This window comes from Labilibaculum filiforme, from assembly GCF_002843315.1.
GTDB classification, from domain to species: Bacteria; Bacteroidota; Bacteroidia; order Bacteroidales; family Marinifilaceae; genus Labilibaculum; species Labilibaculum filiforme.
The window spans coordinates 175,052-183,691 of sequence record NZ_MVDD01000009.1; the positions used below are offsets into that span (position 1 = coordinate 175,052).

At 36.5% G+C, this 8,640-nt stretch carries 4 protein-coding genes (1 of these 4 running past the window's edge); all 4 read left to right on the plus strand.

Features of this window, described 5'->3' with window-relative positions:
- Positions 1-4,155, plus strand: partial view of a Calx-beta domain-containing protein gene (locus BZG02_RS13575; RefSeq protein WP_101261982.1) — the 3' portion only. Its footprint begins 23,019 nt before the window's first position; 4,155 of the gene's 27,174 nt are visible here — the last part of the coding sequence; the start codon falls outside the window, past its left edge; its stop codon occupies positions 4,153-4,155.
- An 11-nt stretch (positions 4,156-4,166) separates the two neighbouring features.
- Positions 4,167-5,111, plus strand: coding sequence for a PorP/SprF family type IX secretion system membrane protein (locus tag BZG02_RS13580; protein WP_101261983.1), 945 nt, complete (start codon positions 4,167-4,169; stop codon positions 5,109-5,111).
- An 18-nt stretch (positions 5,112-5,129) separates the two neighbouring features.
- A complete protein-coding gene (locus BZG02_RS13585) occupies positions 5,130-7,271 on the plus strand; it encodes an OmpA family protein (protein ID WP_101261984.1) in 2,142 nt (713 codons plus the stop codon).
- 276 nt (positions 7,272-7,547) lie between these two features.
- Positions 7,548-7,997 carry a hypothetical protein gene (locus BZG02_RS13590; protein WP_101261985.1) on the plus strand — a complete coding sequence of 150 codons (450 nt, stop codon included), beginning with the start codon at positions 7,548-7,550 and terminating at the stop codon, positions 7,995-7,997.
- Positions 7,998-8,640 lie beyond the last annotated feature (643 nt).

Consider the following 8,640-nt stretch of genomic DNA (forward strand, 5'->3'; position numbering starts at 1 on the left):
CTTTCGAATCCTATAGATGTAGATACAGAAATTACCTATAGTGTGAGTGGAACCGCAACCGAAGGAATTGATTATTCGAATTTAGGAACAACTATAAAGATTCCTGCCAATTCTGTTGAAGTAACAATTTCTGTTGAAGTTATTGATGATGCTTTAGTGGAAACGGGAGGGGAAACGGTTGTTGTAACATTGAATTCGACAGATAATGCGGTTACTATTGCAGGAACCAATTCGGCAAGTATGAATCTTGGTGATGACGATTCAACAGAAGTAACAATCTTTGCGACTGATGATACCGCTCAGGAAGGAACACCTGCTTTAGATAATGGTGAATTCACTGTATCCTTGAGTAAAGCATCTGCAGTGGCAACAGTCATTAGCTACTCGGTAAGTGGAACAGCAACAGCAGGAAGTGATTTTACATCCTTAACGGGAACAATAACCATTCCTGCAGGAAGTAAAACAGCTGCAATTGATGTTAGCGTATTGGATGATGTTTTGTTTGAAGATTCTGAAACGGTAATTCTAACACTTACAGGAATTACTTCTGGTGATATTACAACTGTTTTAGGAACTACTAAGGAAGCAACAGTAACAATAATCGATAATGATATTGATTGTTCTGCAGGTGATGATCTTGAAATTTGTTCTTCGGATGCGAATGTTACTTTAAGTACAGCAACCGAAAATAATGCAAGCGATTTTGCCTGGACTACTAATGGAACGGGGAATTTTGTTGATGCGACTATTCTGAATGCAGTTTACGAGCCGAGTGATGCAGATAGAACAAGTGGTGAGGTTCAGTTGACCTTGAGTATTTCTGGCATAAGTGGAACCGATAGCGATGTTATGACACTCAAGATTTGGCCAAGAGTATTGCTAAATGCTGGTGAAGAGTCGGCTACGATTAACGAAGGTGAAACTTATAAGGTCACTGGAGCAATAGCTGTTAATCATGCAGGTATACTTTGGACAAGTACAGGAGGTTCATTTGATGATCCAACGTCAATAGATCCAGTATTCACACCATCAACTACTGATAATGTGGTGGTTCGACTGACTGCGATAGGATTAGGTACAGGTGCTTGTTCGGATGATTTCGATGAAATAGCAATTACAATAAATGATTTTCCTACTGCAGGTAATGAAAGTGCTACAGGTTTGGAAGATCAGGATTTACTATTTTCTGAAACAGATTTCTCTGTTAATTATTCTGATGCAGAGGGAGACGATTTTGCAGGGATTAAGATTGTAGGACTTGAATCAGTTGGTTCATTAGAGTACAATGGTTCTCCTGTAGCATTGGGTGATGAAATTACAGCTCTTACTATTTCAAACTTGAAGTTTATACCTGTTTCTGATGAAAATGGAAACAACTACGATTTCTTTGAATTTAAAGTGTTCGATGGAATTGCGTATAGTTCTGAGACTTATACCATGAGTATTTCTATCACGGCAGTGAACGATGAACCTTCCTTTACTTTTATGAATCCAAAAGACATTTTGGTGAGCGAGGATATCGGATTGGTGATTATTGAAGGACAAGTTGCTACTCAAAATAGCGGACCTACTGACGAATCGGGTCAGAATCTCACTTTGAGCATGACCAATGATAATTTAAGTTTGTTTAGTTTGCAACCAACATTAGATGCCACAGGAGAATTAAGGTTTACACCTGCATTAAATGCTTTCGGAATGGCAACTTTAAGTGTGACTATTACTGATGATGGAGGAACTGATAATGGAGGAGATGATACTTCAGAGGTACAAATTTTCACAATAACTGTTGAAGCTAGTAACGATAGTCCAACGGCAAAAGATGATGTGTTTACTGTGAATGAGGATGAGCAGTTGGTCGGTAATTTAAAAGCGGATAATGGAAATGGAGCAGACACGGATCCAGACAATGATCCAGCGAATTTTGTTTATACTCTTAAAGATGGTGGATCTGCTGAAAGCAATGGAACACTAATTCTGAATGTTGATGGAACATTTACTTTCAATCCAACTGCTGATTTCTTTGGAGATGTAAGTTTCACTTATCAGCTTTGTGATGATGCAATAGCTCCATTTACTCAGGCTTGCGATGAAGCAATAGTAACAATTACAGTTGCTCAGGTAAGTGATACGCCTTTGGCCGTGAACGATGATTACTTTATGAAAGAGGACGGCGTGTTGAATGAAAATGTATTCGATAATGATGAAAGATTGGTAGACATACCGGTTCTGGTTGTTAGCAATACAAGTCCATCAACAGGTACGCTTGTGCTTAATGCCGATGGAACTTTTGTTTACACACCTGTAATAGGATATTTTGGAACGGTTTCATTTACTTATACGCTTCGCGATATAGATGGTGATGAGTCAACAGCAAAAGTTACCATTATTGTTGATGCTTTGGATTACGAGCCAATTGCAAATGATGATTCTTTTGCAACAAACGAAGAGGAAGCTGTTGGTGGTGATTTATTTGCGAATGATGAAGATTTCATCAATCCTCCTGTGGTCGTGATTTCAAATACAAATCCGGCAAACGGAACAGTAGTTGTTCATGCTGATGGTACATTTATTTACACTCCAAACACCGATTTTTATGGCGAAGATACTTTTGAGTACACCATTGAAGATGAAGATGGTGATCAGGATACTGGATTAGTAACAATAACTGTAAATCCAGTTAATGACACACCAATTGCTGTTGCAGATGTTAATACAACAGACGAAGATGCTGGTGTTAGCGGTAATTTGATGAGTAATGATACTGATTTAGGTGATGCAGAGGTAAATGTTGTAACGAACACAAATCCGGCAAACGGAATTGTTCTCGTACAACCAGATGGTTCATATACCTACATACCGAATGATAATTTTAACGGTGTTGATACCTTTACTTACACCATTGAAGATGAGGATGGAGAACAATCAACAGCTACAGTTACTATTACAGTTAATTCTGTAAATGATGTTCCAGTAGCAGTTGATGATGCAAATTCAACCAATGAAGATACCCTGCTATTTGGAAATGTATTACCAAACGATTCAGATCTGGATGGAGATATGCTAAGCGTAGTAGAATTGAATGGTTTTGCAAACAATATTGGTGTGGATATTTTGATGACAGGTGGCGGAATTCTTCGATTGAATGCTGATGGAATGTATGAATTTGATCCAAACGGACAATATGATTATTTAAACGAAGGAGAAACAATTCAAGAGAGTTTTACCTACGTTTTAACGGATGGAACGGAAAATAGTAATGAAGCTACTGTTGTGATTACAATAGTTGGAGTGAATGATGCTCCGGTTGCAGAAAACGATCAGGTGGAAACCAGAGATAATGAGGAAATTGTTATTTCTGTTCTTGATAATGATTTGGATCTCGATGAAGATGAACTAACGATTACTATAATTACAGAACCAGAATTTGGATTTGTAGTAGTTAATGGAGATGGAAGTATTTCTTACCTCGCTAATTTGGGTTCTTACTGTAAAACGGATCAAATTACCTATCGTATTTGCGATCCTGCTGGTTTGTGCAGCGAAGCGGTTGTCACCATCGAAATTGGAATATTAGATAGCGATGAAGATTCAATTCCAGATGCTGTGGAGACTTTGACTGCAGATACAGATTCCGATTCAATTCTTGATTATCTCGATTTAGACAGTGATAATGATGGAATTTCTGATGAAGATGAAGCTCGAATCTCGGATTCTTGTATCGATCTTCCAGTGGATACGGATGCCGATGGAACTCCGGATTATCTAGATTTAGATAGTGATAATGATACTTTTACTGATGAAACCGAAGGGGATGACGATTGTGATGGGGATGGAATACTGGATTATATGGATCCATACGACGATTGTGCGGAATATATTTTTGTTCCTGAAGGTTTTTCTCCGAATGGGGATGGTGTTAACGATTTCTTTGTAATCAAAGGAATTAAAGATTTTCCAGATAGTAAATTGATGATTTTTAATCGTTGGGGAGCTAAAATATATAGTAAAAAAGGATATCAAAATAATTGGGACGGAAGAGCCGAGAACAGCATGACCGTAGGTACCGAAGTTATTCCAGAAGGAACTTATTACTATGTAATCGATCTTGCAAATGGATCAAAAGTTATTAAAGGATTCATTTACATTAACTACTAATTAAGAGGAACATGAATAGATTTAATCTGCAAATTATAAGATGCGTTGTTTTACTAATGGTAGTGCTTCCTTTTGGAAGTAAAATAATGGCACAGCAAGACCCTATGTATACTCAATACATGCACAACCCTTTAACGGTAAATCCGGCTTATGCCGGAAGTACCGATAGGTTGAGTGCCATGTTCCTTGCTCGTGATCAATGGGTCGGTTTCGATGGTGCCCCAAAATCAAGAACACTTACGCTAAGTGCTCCTGTTACCAAATACAATATTGGGGCTGGTTTCTCCTACATCAACGATGAATTAGGACCCGTGAAGCAGAATAGTCTTTATGCTGATTTTGCATATAAACTAAAAATAAGCGATCAAGGAACCCTTTCCATGGGGATAAAAGGAGGTTTTGATATGATTCAGATCAATCTGATGAATCTGACTCTTAATCAACAAAATGATGATGCATTTTCATCCGATTTTCAGGAAGATTTTATTCTGAATTTTGGATTGGGACTGTACTATTATACACCTCGGTTTTTTATCGGAGCTTCCATTCCGCGAATGTTGAAAAATTCTTACGATAATGATGGAGTAAATACAACTAGTTTGGGCTATAAGGAACGGCATTATTTTATAAGTACTGGTGCTTTATTCGATATAAATGAAAATTTGAAATTTAAGCCGTCAATTTTATCTAAAATTGTTTGGAACGCTCCTTTGTCAATCGACTTATCCGCTAATTTTATTTTGAAAGATCAGCTCTGGTTAGGAGCTGCTTATCGCATCGACGATGCCATGAGTTTTTTAATTCATTATCAGTTGTCGGAACAACTTCGGGTTGGTTATGCGTTCGATTTAACAGAGTCCGAACTTCGTAGCTATAATAATGGAACGCATGAAATTATGGTGGCTTTCGATTTCCAGTTCAATAAAAAGAAAGTAATGACACCTAGGTATTTCTAATTCTACTGAATAAAAATTATGAGAAAATTAACACGCACGATACTATTTTTGGGGATATTATTTACGAATTTTTCGGTGGGAGCTCAGTTATTGGAAAAGGCAAATAAACATTTTGATTCTTTTTCCTACCAAGAAGCTGTTGAGTTGTATGAAATTATTTGGCAAAAAGACAGTTCTAATTTGAACATCGCAAAGCAATTGGCTAATTCGTATCGATTGGTAAATAATACAGAAAAATCGGAACAGTGGTACGCTAGGCTGATAAAAACAGAGATTGCAGAAAGCGAAGATTATTTGCATTATTCAAGAGCTTTACAAAGTAATATGAAATATAGTGAAGCAAAATTATGGATGGAGAAATATTTGGAAAATTCCAACACTCCCAATCAAGATGTTATAGATCTTGGCGGAATCGCTAAACTGAAAGAAAATTCCTTAAAGGTCAATGTGGAACCAATTTCAGCCAACTCGGAGGCTTCAGATTTTGGAGTGGCATATTATCGCAACGATGTTGTTTTTTCATCGGCAAGAGAGAAAACGAGCTTAATTAAGAGAAATCATCTTTGGAATAATCAAAATTACCTTCGTTTGTATCAAGCTCATGTGGGTGATGAAGGAAATCTGCTGAATGCATCTTTGTTTTCGAAAAACCTAACAACCAATTTGCACGACGGTCCGGTTTGTTTTACAAATTCGGGCGATGAAATGTTTCTTACACGAAATTACCTTTCTTCTTCAAAAAGAGCAAAAAGAAATAATCAGGGGGTTGTTAGCATTAAACTATATCATTGCAATAAGGAAGGAGACGATTGGTCTGCACCAGAATTACTCTCCATAAATTTGGACGGATATTCAACCGGTCATCCTGCATTAGCTGCTGATGGAAAGAGTCTTTATTTTATTTCCGATCGTCCAGGCGGATTTGGAGGTACCGATTTGTATGTGTCAACTAAAATAGAATCAGGATGGAGTGAGCCTAAAAATTTAGGAGATAAAATTAATACTCCGGAAAATGAAATGTTTCCTTTTGTAGATGGAACAAATAAATTATTTTTTGCATCTAAAGGTCATCTGGGATTTGGAGGATTGGATATATTTTCGATTGATTTAAATGATTCCAATTCGAAACCTTTGAATTTAGGATCTCCAATTAATTCCGCCAAAGATGATTTTAATTTGATTCTTAAAAAAGGAAGTGGGTATTTTGCTTCTAACCGATTAAAAGGGGAGAGCTATGATGATATTTACTACTTTACACTTTTATCAAGAACAATAAAAGGACAGGTTTTTAATGCTGAAACAAAAGAGATTCTTGGTAATACAAAAGTTTCATTAATCGATAAAACGGGTAAATTATCGGAAGTAATAACCGATAGTGATGGTAAGTTCTTGTTTGAGATTACTAAAATTGATAATTATCAACTTAGATCGGAAAAAAAATATTTTTTTGATGGCGAAGGAGCAATTCCTGCTAGTGAACTGAGAAGAAATGCAGAACTTAATCAATTGATTTATCAAATTCCGGATAGAGAACTACTATTAGATGGTATAGTAGTTTATCAAGAGGATCAATTCCCTGTTGATAATGTAAACGTATCGATTAAGAATAAAATGTCAGCAGAAATAATTGATTTAACGACTGATGCGAATGGGAAATTTTCTGTCACCTTATTGCGCGACATCGATTATATAATAGAATATCATAAAAAAGGAATATTAGGAAAATCCAGAAAGTTAAGTACTCATGAGGTGATAGGGAATAAGCTATTTGCAAAAGAGGAGGTAGATAAGGTTCAGGTAGGTAAAGTATTTGTTTTGGATAATATATTTTACGATGTAAACAAGTCAAATATTCGTATCGATGCAGCTTTTGAATTGGATAAATTGGTGGTGGTTATGACCGACAATCCAAGCCTAAAAATAGAGCTAAGTTCTCATACCGACTCCAGAGGAAGTGATTCATACAATATGGCATTATCAAAACGCAGGGCAATTGAGGCCGTAGAGTATATTGTCTCTAAGGGAATTTCTCCCGATCGCCTAAAAGCAAAAGGATATGGAGAAACTAAGTTGATAAATCGCTGTGCTAATGGTGTTACTTGTAGCAAAGAAGAACATCAGGCCAACAGAAGAACCGAAGTGAAAATATTAGAAATGTAAGTTTGTCGAATTCCACTTTAAACTAATCAATGAACTTATAGTAGAGACGTCCAACTTGGGCGTCTCTTGTTGTAATGTATCGTGTTTACAGGTGTGGTAATTATTACTTGCTTCTTGAAAAAAAAATGATTTTATAATTGTACCAAATCTTGTAGGTGAGATAATAGCTCAGGTAATTAAATTGGTATTCTTGAATTTCAAGTAAGAAATTAATGTTAGATTCAAGATCTAATACGAGTATAGAGAAATACAAATTAAAAATAAAAGCAACTGAAAATGGCAAATGCACTAGATGATTTATTAGGAGATGCAAAGAAAAAGGGTTCTGAAATTTGGTCTAGTATAAAAAGCACGGGAAAGGATAAGCTAAAGAATGCAATTCAGAATTTAAACGATGCTTTGCCAGAGATAGAAGAAGCAGGTTTTGTTCTTGTTCGTTTGGATGTTGATATTGCCCTTTTGCCACGTTTATTTGCACGATTTAAGCAAGAGCATACAATAAGTCTTGAAGACAGAGAAAGCATTCTAAAAAAAACAAAAAAGAATAAATTTCTGAATTTCATTCTGATTGGCTTATTCAAAGCTTCCGATATTAAGAATGAAATCAGTATTGATAATATCGATTTGAAAGAAATTGAATTGGAGATTGGTTTAACGCCTTCAGCCAAACTCATATTTCGCCGAGAGGAAAGGTTAAGTCTAATGGAGAAAAATGATGATCAGTGAATCCTAGCCATTCAAGTTATGCAGGCTAGTCCTGATTTGTAATCAGGGCTTATTGAGAAAGAGGATTTGTAATCCGAAATTATAACGTAAGTACTTTCAGAATTATTTGTTGGTGGTATCAAACAAAAAAGCTCCAACCTAAGTTGAAGCTTTTTCAGTGAACGCGGAGGGATTATTCCTCGTTCCTCGTCATAAGCTAGGTACGAACCCCAACCTCTACGGCCGTAACCCAAGAGTAATTAGGCACTATCCAGTTATGCTTTTTATTTAATTTTCTGCTCGATCCGATTCAAAATACTGAAAAACAAAAAAACGCTTCAATTTCTTGATGAGTTTTCAGTGAACGCGGAGGGATTATTCCTCGTTCCTCGTCATAAGCTAGGTACGAACCCCAACCTCTACGGCCGTAACCCAAGAGTAATTAGGCACTATCCAGTTATGTTTTTTATTTAATTTTCTGCTCGGTCCGATTCAAAATACTGTGAAAACAAAAAAACGCTTCAATTTCTTGATGAGTTTTCTGTGAACGCGGAGGGATTATTCCTCGTTCCTCGTCATAAGCTAGGTACGAACCCCAACCTCTACGGCCGTAACCCAAGAGTAATTAGGCACTATCCAGTTATGCTTTTTATTTAATTTTCTG

Excerpts from the sequence above, each read along its gene's own strand:
- BZG02_RS13585 (WP_101261984.1), top strand. The coding sequence starts at position 5,130 with ATGAGAAAATTAACACGCACGATACTATTTTTGGGGATATTATTTACG.
- BZG02_RS13580 (WP_101261983.1), top strand. The coding sequence starts at position 4,167 with ATGAATAGATTTAATCTGCAAATTATAAGATGCGTTGTTTTACTAATG.
- BZG02_RS13590 (WP_101261985.1), top strand. The coding sequence starts at position 7,548 with ATGGCAAATGCACTAGATGATTTATTAGGAGATGCAAAGAAAAAGGGT.